Origin of the sequence: Candidatus Amarolinea dominans (assembly GCF_016704685.1) — a bacterium.
Taxonomy (GTDB): Bacteria; Chloroflexota; Anaerolineae; order SSC4; family Amarolineaceae; genus Amarolinea; species Amarolinea dominans.
In genome coordinates this window covers 97,508-114,137 of record NZ_JADIZS010000080.1, presented here as the reverse complement: position 1 = coordinate 114,137, position 16,630 = coordinate 97,508, and the positions used below count along the sequence as shown (strand labels likewise).

Sequence of the window (16,630 nt, the reverse complement as noted above, 5' to 3'; positions counted from 1 at the left end):
CCTTCCTTTAGAGTACCTTATCGGCTAGCAGCCGATCCATGAGGATGGAGGCTTGCTGCTCCACAGTGTCGGCCTTGATGATCTCGCACTTGGTCGCGCGTGCGGGCGGCTTGCGCATGTCAACCCAAACCATGACCGACCCGGCCTTGCCCACCTGACCCGCGCTCAGGCCCAAGTCACCCCCGGTCCAGGACGGAATGATGGCTTTGTTGGCCTTGCGGATGCCCATGAAACTGGGATAGCGTGGTTCGTTGATCTCGCGGGCCACGGAGAGCACCGCGGGCAGCGTGGCTGTGGTCGTCTCTTTTCCCTCTTCCATGCTGCGCTCCACGGTGATTTTGCCACCGCTGATGTCAACCACCTTGGTGACGCCGCTGAGGTAGTTGGCGCCCAACAGGCGCGACAGCCCCACCGACACCAGGCTGCTATTGCCATCCACCGCCTGTTTACCGGTGACGATCACATCGGCCGCGCCATTCTTCTTGATCGCGGCTGCCAGGACACGGGCTGTTGCCCAGGCATCGCCATCTTTGAATGCCTCGTCGGACAAGAGCACCGCATTGGCAACGCCCATCGCCAGCGCAGTGCGCAGCGCGGCGACCGCCTGTTCCGGGCCGATGCTCACCGCGGTGACATCACCGCTGAAACGCTCGCTCAGGCGGATACCCTCTTCCAGGGCAAACTCATCCCAGGGGTTGACAACCATGGTCACGCCTAACTCGCCTGACTTGACACGCGTCAAATCAACCTTGGGTAATTCCGCCGTGTCAGGCGTCTGCTTGACGCAAACAACAATCTTCATACACCTCTCCCTTTGATTGGCCGGGGGAATCGTGAGTACCGAATTCAGGAATAAAGATTTTTCAACTGTCCAGTTCCGAGCAAATTCTGAGCATACTTAGGATCCGTCACGAAATGACTGTTACATCTTTCCTTCGTGTCCAAGCGTGTCATATGCGACGCTTATTTCGTGACGGATCCTTACAGCACCAAATCGGACACTCATTTAATTTTTATTCCTTACGTGGATGATGCACCCATCAGCACGATCGTTCACAAGTTTAACATCATCGCGGCTGCCTGCCATGAGGAAAATCATACAGAGGCAGTATATTAGCGGGCAGGCGCAAGGCCGTGCCCCTACTCTCGACGTGCCAGGAAGGTGACCTCTTGCAGAAACAGGCTCTCTCCTTGTTGTGACACCGGCCCATCCGTGATGATCAGGCGCTCACGCGTGGTCTGATCGTACATGCCGCACACCAGGGTGTAGGTGCCGGGCGCCATGTCGGACGGCAACAGCAAGCGGTGTTCGTCGCGGATCGCCTGCCCAGGCACCCAGATGGAGGTGGAAGCCAGCCCCTCCGCGGGTTCACCGTCGTGTTGCGCCACGATATTCCCACGGCGGTCGAGCAGATGAACGAACACCGTGTAGTCTGTGTCAACGTAACGGGTGGCATGCCACTGCAGGATGACCTCCAGCGCGGTATCTGAGCGGCGCAGCGAATAGCCGAGCAGAAGGATGCGATCGCCCAGTTCCACGTTCAGCGGCCGTTCGGGGTCCGTGGCCGGTCGGGCGACATCGGGTAACATGCCGATCTTGCCCAGGGTCAGGGCGGCGCCATTTCTTGCACTGCGCCGGTGACCTCGTGTGTGCGGTACATGCCGGCCAGTATGGTGTAGGCGCCAGGCTGCAGCGAAGATGGCAGGGTGACGGTGAAGACATCGCGCAGCAATTCGCCCGGCCGCCACAGGCTGGTGGGGTAATAGGCGCCGCCGGCCGGATGATCATTGCCCTGCGCCACCTTGTCGCCGGACGCAGCGAGTAATTGCACGAAGCCGGTGAAGTCGGCATCCAGTTTTTGCTGCGGCTGCCAGTAGAGCGTGACGACCAGGGCGCCTCCCGGACGCAATTGATTGTTGGGATCGGCGCCATAGCCGATCAGGCGCAACGCGTCGCCCAGGCCCAGGTCAAGCGGGCGCTCCGGGGTGCGCGTCACCGCCGGCCCATTCACGCGCACCACCTGCCCCGTGGCGGTCAGGTCGAACTTCACATCCAGGCCCGGCATCGGTTTGATCAACACCACCGGCCGACCGCCGCCCAGACTCAAGGCACTCTCCACGACACGGGCCACATCGCTAAATCCCGAACCGGGCATGATCTGTGGGAAGAGGCCGGTCAGGTCTTGGTGCTGGCCCCGCACGAGCTGGTAGTACCAGAGCGGCGTCATTTCATCACGGTCGTTGCTGACCAGGATGGCATTGGCCGGAATCGGTTGACTCAGAATCTGCTCCCACCACACCGCCGCCTTGTTCTGCTGGCTCAGGTCAAGCAGGGGAAAGCGCCAGACCAGCCACGCGAGAGGCCACACGAGCAGGACGGCCGGCACGATCAATGGCAGTCGCCCGATCTGGCCGCGCGCCAGCCGCGCGCCCGTTTGCACCAGCGCGGCCAGGCCGATCGCCAGCCAGATGCCGAGCACCAGGTAGACCGGGATGTACAGGACGGCGATGTCGCCGATGCCATAGAAGAGATTGAAGGCGAGCAGGCCCAGCAGGGCCGCGCCGGTCAGGGTCAACATGCCGCGGCGTTGGTGCAGAAGCAGATGGAGCACGCCCAGGGCCGCCAGTGCCAGGCCCGCGGCGCCAAATTGCTCTCTGGCCCAAGTTAGCGCCTGGGGCAACTGCGCCAGCGCAGCCTCTGGTGTGCGCAAGGCGCCGGCAAAACGCACGCCGGTGGTCCATTGCATGAAGCCGCTGAAGCCCGATTCGTACAGTTGCAGCGCATGGCCGTTGCTCAATTCCACGCGGGCGTAGGGGGTGAACTGCGCACGCCAGGGAATGGTCAGATAGAGCAGCAACGGCAGGCCGGCGCAGAGCAGCAGGATCGTCAGGCGACGCAGCAGCAGGGCAATGGCGGGTTGCACGCGCAGCATGAAGAGCATGACGGCCGGGGCCAACAGCACCGTGGTCTGATGATGCGTCAGGCTGAGGCCGAACATGACGCCAGTGGCGTTGAGCCAGCGCCCCGCCGTGGCCCGATCGGCGCGTTGGGCGGCCGCCCAACGCAACACCAGATAGAGGACGGCCAGCATCAGCACCGCGTTGAAGGTGTAAACTTCGGCAATGACCGCCTGCGACCACCAGGTTGGGGAGACCGCCAACAGCAGTGTGGCAAACACGCCGCACAGCCACCGGCTGCCTGTTGACTGGGTGGGGAGGACGCGTAAGAGCAGGTGCTGCGTCACCAGGAAGAAGAGGCCCAGCGCGACACCGCCCCACAGCACCGAAAAGGCGTTGACCCGCGTGGCCGGTTCGGGCCACCACGGCGTTGCCTGCGTCCACAGCCAGCCCAGCGCGCCAAACAACGGGTAGCCGGTCGGGTGGATCAGGCCGCCGATGGGCAGGGCAAATTGCAGCTCACCGGAATCGCCGAACAGCAGCCCCGGCGCCATCGTGGCCCCGTACAACGCCCAGCCGCCGACCATCAGCGCCAGGGCCAGCCAGCGCTGCGCCGGCGGCCCATCCACCGACTTGGTTGTTGCCTCGTCCAGTTTTTCCATGCTCATGGTTCATCCTCACGGATGCATTTTCATCCTGAAGCGCAGCCCACGGGGATGGGCCTTGCCTGGGTTGCCGCGACTCCAGCGCGTGCTTGCAAGCGCCAGGTCGCCGGATCGAGTCACAACGCTCACTGCACGCGCACCCAGTCCAGGGCGAAGGCCAGCGGCCGGGCGTCGCCGCCCACCTTCAGATAGGCATCGCCGGGCGCCCAGGCTATGGCGCCGACGCCATTCCCCGCGCCTTGCACACCGACCGCGGCCAAACTGGCGCCGGCCGCCAGATCGGCCGGCAGCCCCAGACGCCCCAGGGCCGCGCGTGCCGCCGCGGTCAGGTGCCGCGTCGCATCTTCTTTCGTGGCAACCACCACCACGCGCCCGGCCGGCACCTGCGCCAGGTAGGCGGTCAGCGCCTCGGCCTCGAAGTCGTTGGCCGCGGTGTCGAAGCCGCGCTTGTCCAGCAGCGCGCCCGTCTTTTCATCCAGCACCGCCAGGTTGATGCCGCGGCGGCCGGCCGAGGCATCGAATCGCTCGCCCTCTGGCCCGATCAGGGTAATGAAGGCTTCGCTGAAGGCATGCACCTCGATGATGACCGGCGCAGCCACGCCAGTCGCACCGATCAGGGCGCTCTCCGGCTGCGCGTTGCGCGGGGCCTGCGTCCAGCCGCTGGTCAGGCTGATGATGCTGGGGCCGCTGCCCCCCGTCTCCTGGACATCGGGCACGTCGAACGTCAGCTCCTGCCAACCTGGCGTCAGGCTGCGCTGGCCCAAGGCGCGGCCGTTCCAAGCCACCGCCAACGTTTGCCCAGGGCCGCCGGGGTAGCTGTAAGGCGTGACCCGCAGCGTCAGCCGCAGCTTCTGACCGGGCTGCGGCTGCACCGGCAGGAAGAGCTCAGTCTGGCGGCCGGTCATCCAAACCGCGCTGGCGCCGGCCAGATCGGCTTCATCCACATCCCAGTGGTCGCCGCGGTAGGGCAGGGTGTCCTGGCCGCCAAAATCGAGCTCGAACGGCAGCGGCGGGGGCGGCGCCTGCACCCGGTAGACCTGCACGCCATCGGCCTCGAAAATGGGCTGCGGATCAACCGGCAGCACCTGCAGGGCATAGTCCCGCGTCGCCTGCCAGGTGTCCACATACGGATAGCGTCCTGGCACCGGCGGGTTGACCACCAGGTAACGCACGTTGAGCAGGCTCATCAGCGCCGCGGCCTGATCGCGGGCAGCCTGATCGAGCGCGGGCGCGGGCGTTCGATACATCTCCAGGCCGGTCAACGCCTGGAAGAGCGGCAGGCGCTCGAAATAGTCGAACTTGAAGGGCGGATTGCGCACCGCGTTACCGCCGATGATGGGCTGACCGTGGAGATGTTGGTACCACTGCACGCGTGTATCTTCGGAGCCGAAGACACGAAAGCCGTTGCGCCAGCCCAGCGGCAGGAGAGCACCGCGAACGGTCCCGGCTCCTGCGCCAGTTGGCTGTAGACGGCCGGCGGCCGCGTGTCGGTCAGCGGCAGGGGCCAGGCGAGATGCTCGAAGAGCACCGCGGCGGCCAGCACACCGCTCAACCCCGCGATCAGAGGCCGGCCGGGCCGCCAACCCGCCAGCCGCGTGCGCAGATGTTGACTGCCCACCGCGGCCAGCACCGCCAGCGCCAGCATCAGCGGGATGCTGAAGCGGTTGGGCGTGCGGTTGGCGTTGATGAACGGCAGGTAGTGCAGCAGGGCAAACGGCAGCGGGAAGGTGACGCCCTCCGGCAGCAGGTTGTCCAGCCCGAAGCGCCATTGGCCGTTGATTTGCAGCAGGGGGCCGAGCGAGAGCAGCGCGCTGAGCAGGGCCAGGCCGATCCAGCCGGCCAGCGCCTGCCAGGCTGCCAGGCCGGACTTGCTCCAGCGGGCGGTCAGGCCGGCCACGAGCGCCAGCGCCAGGGTGACGATGCCGACGAAGCCGGTGTTGACATCGCTGAAACGGGCGCTGCCGGTTTCAGCCGCGCGCAGCGCCTGCGGCCAATTTTGCCCCAGCAGGGGATGCAGCGCCACCGGCGTGACGAAGCTCGCCAGGTCGTTGGAGAGCTTGAGCGCATCGCCCCAACCCTCCAGGCCGTAGCGGCCGCCGAGCATCTCGCGCACGGTGGGCAGCAGCAGATAGCCGCTGACCAGCGCGGCCACCGCGCCGGCGAGGGCCAATCGGGCCAACTGCTGTCCCCAGGTCGGGCGGCGGGCAGGCGGCGCGGCGTTTGGCCGGGGCTGCATGGGCAGCAGCACCAGCAGCGCCAGCGCCAGGAAGACGGCAAAGGTCATGTCGGTGAGCAGGAGGAAGCCGCTAAAGAGGCCGGCCAGCACGGCTGCGCGCCAGGCGGCGCGGCCGTCGGCCTGCGCAGCCTTGAGAAAATAGAGCAGGGCAAAGGGCAGCCATTGCACGCTGGCGATGTTGTAATGACCGAGGGCCTGGTAAATGGCCCGATTGGCGCCAAACGCGTAGATCAGCCCGGCCAGCAGCGCTGGGAAGGAGTGGCGCGGCCTGGCGTTTATCGGTAGGTCGCAACAGCCAGCGGGTCAGGAGGAAGGCGCCGTAGCCGCTCAGCAGCGTGGCAAACCAGAGCATCAGGTTGCTGGCGAGGGGCACGTTGCCCGCCAGTTGCAGGGGCAGGCCCAGCACGGCATGAAAAAAGTTGTAGGTGTAGAGAATCAGATCCAGGCCAAGCGGATAGAAGAGCAGATGGGTGTGCAGCGGGCTGCTGTGCAGATCCAGCGCAGCCGTTTTGAACCACCAGGCGCTCCAGAGGAAGGTGTATTCATCGAACGCCCAAGTGGCGCTGCCCGGCACATGCGTGGTCAAATGAGTGACCAGGGGATAGGTCAGGGCCAGGGTGAGAAAGGAAAATAATGTCAGAGCCGCCATGTGTGGTCGGCGCCTGATGAACGACAACAAACGCATACCTGCCTCGCACAACGAGATAAGGCTATGTTACCACAGGCGTGGACAGGTGACAAGGTGGGATGAGGACAGCAGCTCCAAATGTAGCACACATTCAACCACAAAGAGCACATGCGGGGGTTGGTGAACACAAAGAAACGGCAGATCAGACGCAAATCGGCAACTTCTCTGCGTTCTTTGTGATCTCTGTGGTAAAAACCAGGCTACATTTGGAACTACTGGGATGAGGATGTTGGGATCACTGTGCGATCGTCAGCGTGGTGATCTCCACATGATTGCCCGCGGCCTGGCCGGATTGATCGAGTACGGGCAGGCGCTGCCCGCTGGGCGCGTGGTACAGGCCGGTGATGAGGGTGAGCGGCCCGACTGGCGCATTGGCCGGTACGTGCAGGATGTAGGTTTCCAGGCTGCCTTCGCCCGGCCGCCAGAGGGAGGTGGGGTAGCGACCGCCGGTCGGCTGATGATCGTCCTGCGCGAGGATAGCGCCATCCGCGGCCAGCAGGTGAACGAACGCGGTCAGGTTGAGGGACGGCGCCGCGCGGGCCTGCCAGGCCAGGGTGACGGTCAGCGCCTGGCCCGGTGTGATCTGGTCGGGCAGGCTGGCCGCGACCAGGTTCATGCCCTGGTCGAACGCGGCCGCGACGCCCGTCTGCAGCCCGGCGGTCGCGACCCGGTCGAGCGCTGCGCCCAGGTCGGTTGGCGCAATGGGGACGCCTGGCCCGATCTGTGCCTGCACGCCGCCCTGGCCGCGGCCGGCACGGTCAGCCAGGCGTCATCCCCCGCGCCGAACGCGCGCACCTGCACCATTAGCAGGTAGCGGCTGGGCCGCACGCCCTCGGTCGGCGGGTTGAGGATGATGATCTCCTGGAACGCGTCGCCCGCGCGCCAGCGGTCGGTCGGCCAGCGGCCGTGGGTGGGCGCGTTCGAGTGTTCGGCCAGCAGCGCGCCATCGTCAGGGTGGCGCAGCGCCACGCTGACGCGCCAGTCCTGGGTCGGGACCATCTGCGCTCGCCAGGTCAGCGTGACGGTCACCGGCTGGCCGGGCGCGTGGCGGGAATCGTCCACCTGCGCCTCGAGCAGCGCCAGCTCTGCGCCGAAGAGGATCGGCGTCGCGTCCGGCGGCAGTGCGGCCAGGGCGGGCCGGCCAAACGCGGGCCGGATCAAGCCCAGGGCCGCGATCAGGGCCAGCAGAAACGTGGCCGCGGGGATGAGCATCCAGGAGGGCCGGCGGGTCGGCCAGAAGCGCCGCGCCAGTTCGTGCAGGCCGGCCACGAAGCCGATGGCAAGCGGACCGATCACCGGCCACAGCAACCGCGCCTGATCGGTGCCCAGGGCCAGGCCGGTGTACTGCACCAGTGTGGCGAGCGACAGGACCACGCTCAACGCCAGCAGCGCCGCCAGACGGACAGCGCCGGATGAATCCGGCGGTACGGAGGCAGGTGGCTCGAACCGTAGGTCACGCCTCCGGCGTGACGGCGTCGTCTGCAACAAATCATCGCTCCCCGGCAACGGCCCAGGTTGCGCGCGCCGCTCGAACCGTAGGTCACGCCTCCGGCGTGACGGCGTCGTCTGCGACAAATCATCGTTCAACTGCCCAGGCTTACGGAATCCATACAGCGCAAGCCCCGCCAGCGCGGCCAGGCTGGGCAGCAGGAGCAGGACGTAAACCCAAGCCGGATATTCGATCTGCCCGGCCGCGCCAAATTTGCCCCAGAAGGTCTTGAAGAGGCCGCTTGCCAGCCAGACCAGCACGGAGAAATCCACCGGCCCCTGGCGCACATCCACCGTGGCGCGCACCAGCGGCCAGCCCAGGAGATCATGATACAGGAGCCAGTTGCGCAGCAGCCAGGGCGCGGCGATCAAGCCGGCCGGCGCCAGGCTGAGGCTGGCCGCAGCCAGCCTGGCCGTCCACGAACGCCAACCCGGCGCCAGAACGACGGCCAGGGCGGCCACCGGCCACAACACCAGCAGGCTGACCTTGGTCAGGAGACCGAGGCCGAGCAGGACGCCGAGCGCCAGCCCGCGGCGGTGCGTCCAACCGCCGGCCGCGATGCGCAGCGCCAGCAGCAGGCTGAGGGTTCCCAATGTGGCCGCCAGGTTGTCGTTGCTGACCGCGCCGCTGCTGAAGAGGAAGCCGGGCAGGAAGCCGACGAAGCCGGCCGCGGCCAGCGCCAATGCGGGCCGACCGGGCGCCAGGGTGCGCGCCAGGGCAAAGACGCCCCAGACGGTGACGGTGCTGAGCAGCGCGGAGAAGAAACGCAGGAGGTGCATGGCAAGGCTGCCGCCCTGCCAGGGGAAGTCTTCCAGGCGGGTATGGATGAAATGGTTCGGGTAGATGGCATCCGGGCCATGCTGGGCGTCTGGGTTGGCGCGCAGAAAATCGAAATCGAGGCCGGTCCACGCGGTCAGCGCCGCGCCCAGGCCGTGGTAGAGCGGCGGATGTTTGCCCTGGGTGATCGCTGGCCCCACCGGTAGCCGGCCCTGTGTGCCGATGAAGACCACATAGGCGTAATGATCGGCCTCATCGGGCGCTTCACCCAGCGGCACGATCAGGCTGAAGAGGGTCGCCAGCGCCAGGTGAACGGCGAGCAGAAGCCGGAGCGGTGAGCGCCAGGGTGGACGCGGCTGGGCGGTCGGCATCAATGCACCGTGACTTTTCCCAGGGGAATGCGCTGATCGGGCACAGGCGGCGTCACCGGCAGGTTGCGCAGCGGCTGCGGTTGATACATCCCGGCGCGCAGTTCGTAGACGCCGGGCGGTAGGTCGGCCGGCAGGGTGATGAGATGACGGTCGAGGATCAGCTCGTTGGGGTGCCAGCGGGTGGTCGGGGTGAAGCCGCCAACCGGTGCGCCGTCCTGCTGAGCGCGCACCGCGCCGCCCGCGTCGAGCAGGTGGACGAACACCTGGTAGTTCTGATCGGTGTCGCGCAGGTTGAACCAGTAGAGCGTGACGGCCACGCGCTCGCCGGGCCGCGCCTGCCCGGGCAGATCTGCGCCGATGAGGAGCGCCTGATCGCTCACCGCGCTGGACAGGCGCTGCGGCTGCCAGGCGGCCGTAAAATGAACCAGCGCCAGCAGCGGGGCCAGGGTCAGGGCCGCCACGATCAGCAGCCCGCGACGGTCCGCCAATGACAGCCCTCCGGCCAGCAGCAGCCAGAGCAGGCCGCCCCACCAGGTCAGGGCCGTCAGCACGCCGGCCACCTGGCGCGGCAGGGTCGCTTCGAAGGCCATCTCCACCATATGCCGCCCGGCCGGAATCTGCGCTGTCACCAAGCCCAGCTCGCCGCTGGCGCCGGTCGGCACGCGTTGACCGTCCACGCGCACCTGCCAGCCAGGGAAGTAAAAGGCGTGCAGGCGGATCGTCTGCGCCTGCGGGCTGTCCAGCAGCAGGCGGTAGGTCAAGGGGCCGCGTGCCAGCAACACGATGTCCGGGATGGCCGCGGGCGCAGGGCCAGCCTGCGGTTGCGCGGGCGGCCGGCCCAATGCCCAGCGCTGTTCTGTCACCGTCACGGGCAGAAACTCGCCGGTCCAGGTGGCGCCCACCTGGCCGTTGGCGGCATCTTCGGCCCACATCTGTTCTGGCGTCACCTCGGCCGGGCTGCGCGGCAGCACGCGGTAGGGGAGATCGGCCAGGCCGGTCCACAGGAGCAGGATGACGATCGGCAAGGCCAACGCGGCCTGCCAGCGCAATCGGCCGCCGCTGAGCCAGGGCAGGGCGCCCACCACCAGCGCGCTGGTGAACGCGGTCATGCTGAGCCAGCGCCAGGGGTATTGCAGGCGGGCCAGCAGCGGTTCGGCCAATTGCCACAGGGGCAGCGAGGGCGCGGTCAGCATGACCAGCGACAGCAGGCAGGCGATGACGGCAAAGATGAAGAGGGCGACGCGCGGCGAAAACGAGAGTTCAGGCGACGCGGCGCCATCGAGCGATTGAAATCGCGCCTGGTGGGCGTTCCGCCGGGCGTCCACCGCCGTGGACGCGAAATCGGTCGGCGCAGGTTCAGGCGGTGCGGCGCCATCGAGCGATTGAAATCGCGCCTGGTGGGCGTTCCGCCGGGCGTCCACCTGCGTGGACGCGAAATCGGTCGGCGCAGGCCAGCGCGGCGGAACGCCCCTTCGCCCCGAATTCATTCGGCGGCTGTCGTCAGGCGGCCCGCGCCAGAGCGAGAGGGGCGCCGCTGGGCGGCCACGGGGGCGCAGGGGGGCCAGCCCAGGCCCAGGACATGCTGCCAGGGTTGGTCGGCCGCCAGGCGGTAGACATAAGTCAGGGATCGTCCCACCAGAAGGGGCAGCAGGTGTTGGCGGTAGCCGGTGGAGAGCGGGTCCGCGCCCAGCTTGACCGCGCCGGCCTCCGCGATGACCGGCAGCCAGTAGAAGGCGGTCAGGCCCAGGGCGGCGCTGAAAGCCGTCGCGGCGCTGAGGATGCGGCGGCCGGGGGCAGATGTTCCACCCAGGCAGATCACCGCGCCGGCCCAGATGGGCGCCAGCAGTAGGGCGGTCAGGTGATGGGTGAGGATGAGTCCGGCCCAGGCCAGGGCGTGGCATGTCCAACGCCAGGCCTCACGGCGGGGTGTGCGGCCGGCGGCGTCGCCGGGCAGCAGGGTCAGGAAGATGAGCGGGGGCCAGACGAAGGCCAGGTGTTCGGCCAGCGCGCCGCGCAGCAGGCCATCGGCCAGATGATAGGGGGAGTAGGTGTAGACGGCCGCGGCCAGCAGCCCGCCGGCGTCGCCCCACCAGCGGCGGGCAAAGGCGAACATCGCCAGCGCCGGCAGGATGAATCCCAGGGCGAAGACGATCTTGGTGGCGGTCAGGGCGCCGAACGGCAGGAAGGGTACGGCCAGGTAGTAGCTGAGCGGGCTGTAGAAGTGCAGCACGGGCTGGCCGTAGCCGAAGCCGAACTCGGCAAACCAGCGCGGGTAGAGCAGGCCCTGACCGATGGCATCACCCAGGGCAGCTACACGGTAGAGATGAAAAAGGCCGTCGTCAGAGGCAAAGAAGCCTGGTTGCAGGAGCGGCAGGCAGGCGGGCAGGCTGACGAGCAGCGCCAGCAGCCAGACGATCCAGCGGCGGCGCGGCGCGGGCCGGCGCAGCACGCGGCCGCCCTCCCGGAGGGGGCCAGGCGGCGGCGCGAATGGAGCAAGTGCAGGCAGCGTGGTTGGCATGGCCGGTATGACTCAGCGGGTCAGGGCGATGATGAGCAGGCCGGCTTCGATGAGGAAGAAGGCCAGGGTGATCAGGCTGAGCGCGGAGAGCTGTCCGCGGGTCAGCGCCAGTTGGAAGCGGCTGCGGCGATAGGCGAGCAGGAGCAGCCAGAGAATGAGCGCCCAGATCATGACCGGTTCCCATGACCAGTAGCCGCCGGTGCGCTGCGCGTGCAGCCAGAAATTGAGCGTCAGGGCGGCGGTCAGCGCGAGCAGGCTGATGCTGCTGAGACGCCAGGCGCGACGAGCCGGGCCGGACAAGCCTTCGAGGAAGGGGCGGCGGCCGGCTGACAGTTCGAGCAGCAGGCTGATGCTGCCAACCAGCACGGCGAGCGCGATCAGCGCCCAGACGACCCATTGGGCCAGCGCGGTAACGGCGCCCATCAGAAGTCACTCACGGACGCCGCGCGCGGCGCGGTGTCTGCGTGCAACGGCGTGCCACTAGCCACCATGCCGGCCAGGGCGTCCTGCAAGGCGGCCAACTCGGCGCGCGTCCACGGTCCGCTGCCGAGCAGGGCCAGGGTCGCGGCGGTTTCGTCAGCCTGACCATTGAGCCAGGCCCAGGCGCGGGCAGGCGGTTGACTTTGCGCCAGCAGCAGGCCCATGAAGGTCAACAGGCCGCCGATGAGGGCCAGCGGCAGGCCGGGGTCGAAAATGGCGGCGAGCTGAACGTAGCGCGTGGCCGTAAAATGGAAGGTGTCCTGGGTGGTGGGGTCGGTGACGGCCGTCTGGGCGTGCTCCTGCAGGAAGGTGCTGAAGACGGGGGTCTCGCTGCCCAACGTCAGGGCCTGTGCCAGGAAAACCGGGCCGGCATAGCCTTGCTCAGGCAAGCTGGCGTAGTAGACCAGGCGTAGAACCTGGCTGCGCAAGGGCAAAGCCAGGCTCTGTTCGATCTGCGCCCGATCGAAGATCAGCGTTTGCTGCGTGGCCTGGTTGCCGCCGGTCAGCGGTCGTAGGGAGAGCGGCCGGCCATTGCTATCGGTCACGGTGACTTGCAGCGCGGGGCCGCTGCCTGTGCTAAGCAAGCGCAGCCCACGCGGCGCGGCCGCGGCCTCCGGCCCCAGGCTGACCGCGTCCGCCTGGCCGCCGACGGTGACGGTGAGGTGAGATGTGCTGCCGATGTCGCTGGCTTCGAGGGTGATGCCGGGACGGGCGCGCAGTTGCCAGGTTTGGCCGGGCGCCAGGTTGATTCCCTGTTCGCGCCAGCCGCCCTGTTCGCTGACGAACAACGCCAGCATGACCAGGAGCGGGCCGAGATAGCTGAGGATGTTGCCGATGGCGCCCCAGGCGCCGCGCGTGGCGTGAATGATGATGCGCTGGCTTGCGCCAGGCTCAGCGCCGTCGGCGGCCGAGGCTCCGCTGACCACGAGGCGAAAGCGCGAGCGCAGCTCGGCCATCAAGCAATCTGCCGCGGTCGCGGGCGCGGCGGGCACACGCACCTCGGTGATGACGAGGCCGCTGGGGGGCAGGGGCGAATCTGGGGTGGGGTGCCGTAGGTTGATCCAGAGCAGGTATTGATCGGCCAGGCGTACCAGGTTGTGGATGGCAAGGGCGGCCAGCACGAGGCGTAGCCAGGCAGCCTGCCCGATGGTGAAGAGGCCAAGCGCCAGCCAGACCGATCCCCACACCCCATAGGGCGCCGCGAGTTGCTGCAGAGCGCGTTGGTAGGCAGGCGTGTCTGGTGTGACGACTCTTGGCGCCGACGCGGTGGTCAGTTGTTGGGGCAATTGGGGCAGGGCGGAGGCAACAGCCAGACCCAGGATGAGGGGGATGACCAACAAGAGGAAGGTGCGACGCGATCCGGCCAGGCGCCAGAGTCGCGTCAGGCGATCGGGCGACGCGGTTCTCTCGTGAGTCAACGGGTCAGTCGAATCTGTGCGCAAACCAGCCACCCCATCCCAGGCATCGCGTGATGAGCGCATGATACCTTCATTCACACGGTCAGTCAAGCTCACAACGTGGACGCCAAATTGTTTGACAAAGTGATAGCGGACTGGTACAATTTTCACAAATTCATGCAGCGCAAAGGCGCATTTTAATGTCGGGGATGTCGGGGACCTGGCCCACGCAGGTGGACTTTGTACTCGTTGCAGCGACTTACAGTCGCCCGGTCTGCGCCGAGGCCCGCGTCAACCTGCGTCAACCTGCGTCAACTCGCGTCAATCCGCATCAAGATGAAAGGATCCGGTATGAATGGAAGCAATGTGATGCCATCGTCAGGTCCGACCGCAGTCGAAATCCCGCAAGACCTACAGCAGAATGTCTTCATCACTACCCTCGACAAGCTCTACAACTGGTCTCGTGCCTCTTCGATGTGGCCGCTGATGTTTGGCCTGGCCTGTTGTGCCATCGAAATGATCTGTACCGCCGCCGCACGCTATGATTTGGCCCGCTTCGGTATGGAAGTGATGCGCCCTTCACCCCGTCAGAGCGACTTGATGATCGTTTCGGGCACCGTGACCAAGAAGATGGTGCCGCAGATCGTGCGCATCTACAATCAGATGGCCGAACCGCGCTACGTCATTGCGATGGGGGCGTGCGCCACCGGCGGTGGTCCGTTCAAAGACGGCTACAACGTTGTCTCTGGCATTGATAAATACCTGCCGGTGGACGTGTATGTGCCGGGCTGCCCGCCCACGCCCGAAGCCTTGCTGCACGGCTTCATGAAGCTGTTCGACAAGATTCAGCATCAGTCCATCACCCAGGTTCCCTGGTACCGTAAGACCGAGCCTTATATGCCACTGGTGCCGGTTTTGGGGCCGGACATTTTCCGCCCTGAGGACGCCGAAACGATTGCGGCGATCTTGCAGGCCAGGCGGGCGCCGGCCGCGCCTGTCGCGGCGCTAACCGCCATTGCGCCTGATGTCAAAGCGGCCCCGCCGCGGGCCGCGGTTGCGGCTGCGGTCGCGGGCAAGGCGGTGGCGCGCACCATCAGCCCCGAAGAGCTGGCGGCTCGTCAGGCGAAGTTGGCGGAGCGCAAGGCGGGCTGGGCTGCGGCCGGCAAAAATGTGCTGGGCGATGAGCAGATCAATGACCGCATGGAAAAGGCACGTCGCGAGGCCGCGGCGCGCAAGGCACAAGAAGGCGGGCAGTAGACGGACGATCGTCAAGCCGTCGCGCTGGCCCGCTGTACGATGACCGGCGCGCGCGGAGAAGGATGAAAGATCAATGGCTGAAGCACGAACAATTGACAGCGCCGACCTGACCAATGCCGTCCCTGGCGCGGTGACCGCAACGTTGCCCAATGGGGATTTGGTCGTTGCGCGTGAAAAACTGATCGAATTTTCCACCTACCTGCGCGACAAAGCGGGTTATGATTACCTGTCCAATGTCACCGGGGTAGACTACCTGGGCTACAAGGGCCGCACCGAAGCCGACCGTTTCGAGGTGGTGTACCATGTCTTCTCCACCAAGCAGGGCGGCGGTCCGGTGACGATGCACGTGCGCGCACCGGCCAGCGATCCCTCTGTGCCGTCGGTGATCTCGGTTTGGCCGGGCACTGACCTGCAGGAGCGGGAAATCTGGGACTTGTACGGCATCCGCTTTCCCGGCCACCCCAACTTGCGCCGTATCTTGTTGTGGGAGGGCTTCGACGGCCACCCCATGCGCAAGGATTGGAAAGAGGCCTATTTCGAGGACGACAAGAAGCCGTTCAAGAGTCGCCATCCCGATGGCCATCACACCTGGGCAGAAACACGCACGCCCTGGGCACACAATGTGGCCTATGCGAGCGACTTCGATCCGCAGGAGTGGCTGCAGCCGGCCACGCAGTTCCGCGCACCGGTGACCAGCGGCGCGGCTGGACAAAATGGTCACGACGCCGACATGAAGACCGAGCGCATTGTGGTCAACATGGGGCCGCAGCATCCGAGCACTCATGGCGTCTTTCGCATGCTCGTGGCCCTGGAAGGCGAAACCATCACCGCGCTGGAGCCGGAGATGGGTTACCTGCACCGCAATCACGAGAAGATCGGCGAGCGCAACACCTACATCCAGAACATTCCCTACACCGATCGCCTGGACTACATTTCGTCCATGTCGAACAACTTTGGCTATGTGCTGACGGTGGAAAAGCTGCTGGGCGCGCAGTTCCAGCCGACCGAGTATGCCAATTATCTGCGCATCCTCATGGTCGAGCTGACGCGAGTCATCAACCACATGTGGGCCATCGGCTTCCTGCTCAATGACCTGGGCGCCTTCTTCACCCCGGCGTTGTACGCCATTCGCGAACGTGAGCTGATCCTTGACCTGTTCGAGGCTGTGTCAGGCTCGCGCATGATGTGCAACTATATGCGCTTCGGCGGCGTAGCCCGCGACCTGCCGGCTGGCTGGCTGGATGAGTGCAGCAAGATCATCAATCAGCGCCTGGATCGCAAAATTGATGAGATGGAATACTATCTGACCAATAACGAGATCCTGGTGGCGCGCTGCAAGGGGGTTGGCTATCTTTCGCCCGCAGACGCGGTGGCCCTCAGCACGGCCGGGCCGGTCTTGCGTGCCTCTGGTGTTCCCTACGATGTGCGCAAAGCCGATCCGTACTCCATCTACGACCGCTTCGATTTCAAGGTGGCCTGCTTCGATGGCTGTGATGTTTACGCGCGCTACCAGGTGCGTATCGAAGAGATGCGCCAATCGGTGCTTATTCTCAAACAGGTGCTGCAACAGATGCCCAAGTCCGGTGAGATTCAGGCCGGCAAGAAGCAATACAGCATCCGCGTGCCAGAAGGCACAGCCTACGGTCGCGTGGAAGGGCCAAAGGGTGAGCTGGGCTTTTACGTGGTGAGCGATGGCACCGGCAACCCCTGGCGCTATCGCATCCGCGCCCCAAGCTACATCAGCCTCAACGCCTTGGGGCCAATGTGCGTGGGTTATAAGGTCGCTGACTCGGTCATCGTCCTCGGCAGTATTGACATCGTGCTGGGCGAGACCGACCGCTAGCCAACGGCCGC

General features: G+C 66.1%; 12 protein-coding genes and 2 pseudogenes. 3 read left to right on the top strand and 11 right to left on the bottom strand.

The genetic code is table 11. The annotated features are described in order from the left end of the window. Positions 1 to 7: 7 nt before the first annotated feature. The 11 genes from IPF85_RS27165 to IPF85_RS27115 all read right to left on the bottom strand — a co-directional run bounded on the left by IPF85_RS27165 (position 8) and on the right by IPF85_RS27115 (position 13,603). Positions 8 to 802 (bottom strand): electron transfer flavoprotein subunit beta/FixA family protein, encoded by a 795-nt coding sequence (locus tag IPF85_RS27165; protein WP_343411182.1) that lies wholly within the window; start codon positions 800 to 802, stop codon positions 8 to 10. A gap of 338 nt (positions 803 to 1,140) precedes the next feature. Next, a complete protein-coding gene (locus IPF85_RS27160) occupies positions 1,141 to 1,590 on the bottom strand; it encodes a hypothetical protein (protein WP_343411181.1) in 450 nt (149 codons plus the stop codon). Positions 1,591 to 1,607: 17 nt separating this feature from the next. After that, the gene (locus IPF85_RS27155) at positions 1,608 to 3,566 is read right to left on the bottom strand and encodes a DUF2723 domain-containing protein (RefSeq protein ID WP_343411180.1); all 1,959 of its coding nucleotides are present in this window, start codon (positions 3,564 to 3,566) and stop codon (positions 1,608 to 1,610) included. A gap of 122 nt (positions 3,567 to 3,688) precedes the next feature. After that, a complete protein-coding gene (locus IPF85_RS27150; RefSeq protein WP_343411179.1) occupies positions 3,689 to 4,933 on the bottom strand; it encodes an interleukin-like EMT inducer domain-containing protein in 1,245 nt (414 codons plus the stop codon). Beyond that, positions 4,822 to 5,967 carry a hypothetical protein gene (locus IPF85_RS27145; protein WP_343411178.1) on the bottom strand — a complete coding sequence of 382 codons (1,146 nt, stop codon included), beginning with the start codon at positions 5,965 to 5,967 and terminating at the stop codon, positions 4,822 to 4,824. The genes IPF85_RS27150 and IPF85_RS27145 overlap by 112 nt, the downstream gene beginning before the upstream one ends. Further along, positions 5,870 to 6,448, bottom strand: coding sequence for a hypothetical protein (locus IPF85_RS27140; RefSeq protein WP_343411177.1), 579 nt, complete (start codon positions 6,446 to 6,448; stop codon positions 5,870 to 5,872). Before IPF85_RS27140 ends, IPF85_RS27145 begins: the two co-directional genes overlap by 98 nt. Positions 6,449 to 7,099: 651 nt before the next feature. Further along, a complete protein-coding gene (locus IPF85_RS27135) occupies positions 7,100 to 9,124 on the bottom strand; it encodes a glycosyltransferase family 39 protein (protein WP_343411176.1) in 2,025 nt (674 codons plus the stop codon). Next, on the bottom strand, positions 9,124 to 10,611 hold the full coding sequence (locus IPF85_RS27130) for a hypothetical protein (RefSeq protein WP_343411175.1): 1,488 nt from the start codon (positions 10,609 to 10,611) through the stop codon (positions 9,124 to 9,126). Before IPF85_RS27130 ends, IPF85_RS27135 begins: the two co-directional genes overlap by 1 nt. Next, complete coding sequence (locus IPF85_RS27125) at positions 10,608 to 11,642, bottom strand: hypothetical protein (protein WP_343411174.1); 1,035 nt, start codon at positions 11,640 to 11,642, stop codon at positions 10,608 to 10,610. The genes IPF85_RS27130 and IPF85_RS27125 overlap by 4 nt, the downstream gene beginning before the upstream one ends. Positions 11,643 to 11,654: 12 nt before the next feature. Then, the gene (locus tag IPF85_RS27120; protein WP_343411173.1) at positions 11,655 to 12,065 is read right to left on the bottom strand and encodes a hypothetical protein; all 411 of its coding nucleotides are present in this window, start codon (positions 12,063 to 12,065) and stop codon (positions 11,655 to 11,657) included. Further along, positions 12,065 to 13,603, bottom strand: coding sequence for a cytochrome c biogenesis protein ResB (locus tag IPF85_RS27115; RefSeq protein ID WP_343411172.1), 1,539 nt, complete (start codon positions 13,601 to 13,603; stop codon positions 12,065 to 12,067). Before IPF85_RS27115 ends, IPF85_RS27120 begins: the two co-directional genes overlap by 1 nt. Positions 13,604 to 13,888: 285 nt before the next feature. Between IPF85_RS27115 and nuoB the strand changes: the two are divergent. The 3 genes and pseudogenes from nuoB to IPF85_RS27100 form a co-directional block, all read left to right on the top strand. Next, positions 13,889 to 14,398: pseudogene (nuoB, locus tag IPF85_RS27110) on the top strand (NADH-quinone oxidoreductase subunit NuoB); the annotation flags it as partial. A 451-nt stretch (positions 14,399 to 14,849) separates the two neighbouring features. Then, a pseudogene (locus tag IPF85_RS27105) lies at positions 14,850 to 15,290 on the top strand (NADH-quinone oxidoreductase subunit C); the annotation flags it as partial. Between the two features lie 216 nt (positions 15,291 to 15,506). Beyond that, complete coding sequence (locus IPF85_RS27100) at positions 15,507 to 16,619, top strand: NADH-quinone oxidoreductase subunit D (protein WP_343411216.1); 1,113 nt, start codon at positions 15,507 to 15,509, stop codon at positions 16,617 to 16,619. The last annotated feature ends 11 nt before the right edge of the window (positions 16,620 to 16,630 follow it).

Excerpts from the sequence above, each read along its gene's own strand:
- IPF85_RS27165 (WP_343411182.1), bottom strand. The coding sequence starts at position 802 with ATGAAGATTGTTGTTTGCGTCAAGCAGACGCCTGACACGGCGGAATTA.
- IPF85_RS27160 (WP_343411181.1), bottom strand. The coding sequence starts at position 1,590 with ATGTTACCCGATGTCGCCCGACCGGCCACGGACCCCGAACGGCCGCTG.
- IPF85_RS27155 (WP_343411180.1), bottom strand. The coding sequence starts at position 3,566 with ATGAGCATGGAAAAACTGGACGAGGCAACAACCAAGTCGGTGGATGGG.
- IPF85_RS27140 (WP_343411177.1), bottom strand. The coding sequence starts at position 6,448 with ATGGCGGCTCTGACATTATTTTCCTTTCTCACCCTGGCCCTGACCTAT.
- IPF85_RS27135 (WP_343411176.1), bottom strand. The coding sequence starts at position 9,124 with ATGCCGACCGCCCAGCCGCGTCCACCCTGGCGCTCACCGCTCCGGCTT.
- IPF85_RS27130 (WP_343411175.1), bottom strand. The coding sequence starts at position 10,611 with ATGAATTCGGGGCGAAGGGGCGTTCCGCCGCGCTGGCCTGCGCCGACC.
- IPF85_RS27125 (WP_343411174.1), bottom strand. The coding sequence starts at position 11,642 with ATGCCAACCACGCTGCCTGCACTTGCTCCATTCGCGCCGCCGCCTGGC.
- IPF85_RS27120 (WP_343411173.1), bottom strand. The coding sequence starts at position 12,065 with ATGGGCGCCGTTACCGCGCTGGCCCAATGGGTCGTCTGGGCGCTGATC.
- IPF85_RS27115 (WP_343411172.1), bottom strand. The coding sequence starts at position 13,603 with ATGCGCTCATCACGCGATGCCTGGGATGGGGTGGCTGGTTTGCGCACA.
- IPF85_RS27100 (WP_343411216.1), top strand. The coding sequence starts at position 15,507 with ATGAAGACCGAGCGCATTGTGGTCAACATGGGGCCGCAGCATCCGAGC.